Raw genomic sequence first — 2,865 nt, 5'->3', positions numbered from 1 at the left:
CGGTCACCCAGCGCTGGCAGCCGATCGCGCGCGCCGGCCTCTACGTCCCCGGTGGCAAGGCCGTCTACCCCTCCAGCGTCGTGATGAACGTGGTCCCCGCGCAGGCCGCCGGGGTCGCCTCCATCGCGCTGGTCTCGCCCCCGCAGAAGCTGTTCGGCGGATCCGTCCACCCGACGATCCTCGCCGCCGCAGCTCTGCTCGGCATCGACGAGGTCTATGCGCTCGGAGGCGCGGGGGCGGTCGCCGCACTCGCGTACGGTGTCGAGTCCCTCGGTCTCGATCCCGTCAGCATCATCACCGGGCCGGGAAACGTCTGGGTCACCACCGCCAAGCGCCAGGTCCTTGGGCAGGTGGGCATCGACTCCGAGGCCGGCCCGACCGAGATCCTGGTGATCGCCGACGACTCCGCCGATGCCCGCCTCATCGCCGCCGACCTGGTCAGCCAGGCCGAGCACGACGAAGCAGCGTCGGCCGTCCTCGTCACCGACAGCCCCGAGCTCGCCGCCGCCGTCGGCCGCGAAGTGGTCGCGCAGGCGCGAGCACGCACCACGCCGAGCGCGTGGCGATCGCCCTCGACGGGCCGCAGTCGGCCCTCGTGATCGTCGACGACCTCGAGCTGGCCTGCGCCTTCAGCGACGCCTACGGTCCGGAGCACCTCGAGCTGCACACCATCGATCCCGCCGCGACGGCCGAGCGGATCCACGACGCCGGCGCGATCTTCCTCGGCCCGACTGCTCCCGTGAGCCTCGGCGATTACCTCGCCGGTTCCAACCACGTGCTGCCGACCCTCGGCCAGGCGCGTTTCTCCTCCGGCCTCGGCGCGTACACCTTCCTTAGGCCGCAACAGGTGATCTCCTACGACCGTTCGGCGCTCGAGCGGGTCGCGCCGCACATCCGAGCGCTCAGCGACGCCGAGGCGCTGCCAGCCCACGGCGACGCCGTCGACGCCCGCTTCGCCTGATCACGAGAGGCCACGATGTTCTGCCCCTTCTGCCGGCACCCCGACTCCCGAGTGATCGACTCGCGCACCAGCGACGACGGTCTGTCGATCCGGCGTCGCCGCCAGTGCCCCTCCTGCGGTCGCCGTTTCTCCACGACCGAGACCGCGAGTCTCGTCGTGATCAAGCGCAGCGGAGTCGTCGAGCCGTTCAGCCGGGAGAAGATCGTCAGCGGCGTGCGGAAGGCCTGCCAGGGCCGACCCGTGACCGACTCCGATCTCGCGGTGCTCGCCCAGCGGGTCGAGGAGAACATCCGCTCGACCGGTGCGTCGCAGATCGACGCGAACGACATCGGGCTCGCGATCCTCGCGCCGTTGCGTGAGCTCGACGAGGTCGCGTACCTCCGCTTCGCGAGCGTGTACCAGGCCTTCGACTCGCTCGACGACTTCGAATCCGCCATCGCTCTGCTCCGCGCCGAGCGGACGGCGGTGCCGCAGGGCGCCGACGAGAACTGAGGTCCTGGTGTACCCCCTCCTCTTCCGCACGTTCCTGCGCCGCCTCGATCCTGAGCAGGCGCACCACCTCGCCTTCCCGGTGATCCGCGCGCTCGGAATCGCCGCTCCGCTGGTCCGCCGCTTCACCCTCCCGCGCGCCGATCACTCGGTCGAGGCGCTCGGACTGCGCTTCGAGACGCCCTTCGGCATGGCGGCCGGCTTCGACAAGGACGCGACCGCCGTCCTCGGCCTGGGCGCGCTGGGCTTCGGCCACGTCGAAGTCGGCACGGTGACGGCGCGTGCGCAGCCTGGCAACGAGCGGCCGCGCCTGTTCCGGCTCGTTGCTGATCGTGCCCTCGTCAACCGCATGGGCTTCAACAATCTCGGGGCCGAGGCGGCCGCTCGCCGTCTCACCCGGCTCCGCCGCGTCCGGCGCAGGCCGGTCATCGGAGTGAACATCGGCAAGAGCCGGATCGTCGCTGTCGACGATGCGATCGAGGACTACCTGGTCAGCACACGCCTCCTGGCGCCGCTCGCCGACTACCTCGTCGTCAACGTCAGCTCGCCGAACACCCCCGGGCTCCGGGGCCTCCAAGAGATCGACAGGCTCGAGCCGCTCCTGGCCGCGGTGGAGGACGCGGCCGGAACCACACCTCTCCTGGTCAAGATCGCTCCTGACCTCTCGGACGAGGAGGTCGCTCGCGTCGCCGAACTCGCGGTGCGTCTGGGCCTGGACGGCATCATCGCCACCAACACGACGCTCTCGCGCGACGGACTGCGGACGGATCCGGCCGTCGTCGAGGCGGCGGGAGCCGGCGGCCTCTCAGGCGCCCCGCTCGCGCCCGAGCGCTCGACGTGCTGCGGTCGATCCGAGCGGTCGTCCCCGCCGACTTTTGCGTCGTCTCGGTCGGCGGAGTGGAGACCGCCGCCGACGTGCAGAGCCGCCTCGACGCGGGGGCCACCCTTGTGCAGGGCTACACGGCCTTCGTCTACCGGGGCCCGCTCTGGGCGCGGGAGGTCACCATCGGGCTGCGCACGCGCTGAGCGCAGACCCCCGCCTCGGGCACCGGGGAGCAGGACCGGAGCCGCACGCGGCTCCGAGCTCACTCGGGGAACGCGCCGCGCTTCACCTGCGGTTTGGGGAGGCGCATCACCCGCAGCTGGAGCGCGCGGGTCGCCGCGTACCAGCGAATGCCCTTCTCGACGTTCGCCGGGCCGAAACGGTCGCCCAGCTTGCGGCGCATGCGCGCGCCCAGCAGGACGCAGTCGACCACCGCGACGAGGAAGAACACCCAGATCACGATCAGCGAGATCGACTGCAGTTCGGGCTGAGGGAAGAAACTGAGCAGCAGCACAACCACCATCACCGGGATGAGGAACTCGCCGAGGCTGAAGCGCGCGTCGATCCAGTCCCGGACGAACTTGCGCTGCGG

2 protein-coding genes and 2 pseudogenes are annotated in these 2,865 nt (G+C 71.1%); 3 read left to right on the top strand and 1 reads right to left on the bottom strand.

The window, feature by feature from the left end; genetic code table 11:
• From hisD to ACH61_RS14790, 3 genes and pseudogenes are all read left to right on the top strand, one after another.
• Nucleotides 1–961, top strand: a pseudogene (gene hisD, locus ACH61_RS14800) (histidinol dehydrogenase); the annotation flags it as partial.
• Between the two features lie 15 nt (nucleotides 962–976).
• Entirely contained in the window at nucleotides 977–1,453 is a 477-nt protein-coding gene (gene nrdR, locus ACH61_RS14795; RefSeq protein WP_068213510.1) for a transcriptional regulator NrdR, read from the top strand.
• A 7-nt stretch (nucleotides 1,454–1,460) separates the two neighbouring features.
• Nucleotides 1,461–2,476 (top strand): annotated as a pseudogene (locus tag ACH61_RS14790) (quinone-dependent dihydroorotate dehydrogenase).
• A gap of 59 nt (nucleotides 2,477–2,535) precedes the next feature.
• Here the strand turns inward: ACH61_RS14790 and ACH61_RS14785 are convergent.
• The coding region (locus tag ACH61_RS14785) for a DUF3043 domain-containing protein (RefSeq protein WP_153038923.1) at nucleotides 2,536–2,865 on the bottom strand (330 nt) is incomplete at its 5' end.

Source organism: Rathayibacter tanaceti (assembly GCF_001634385.1).
Taxonomy (GTDB): domain Bacteria; phylum Actinomycetota; class Actinomycetes; order Actinomycetales; family Microbacteriaceae; genus Rathayibacter; species Rathayibacter tanaceti.
The sequence above is the reverse complement of the archived record's forward strand: the minus strand, read 5'-3'. Positions and strand labels throughout refer to the sequence as shown.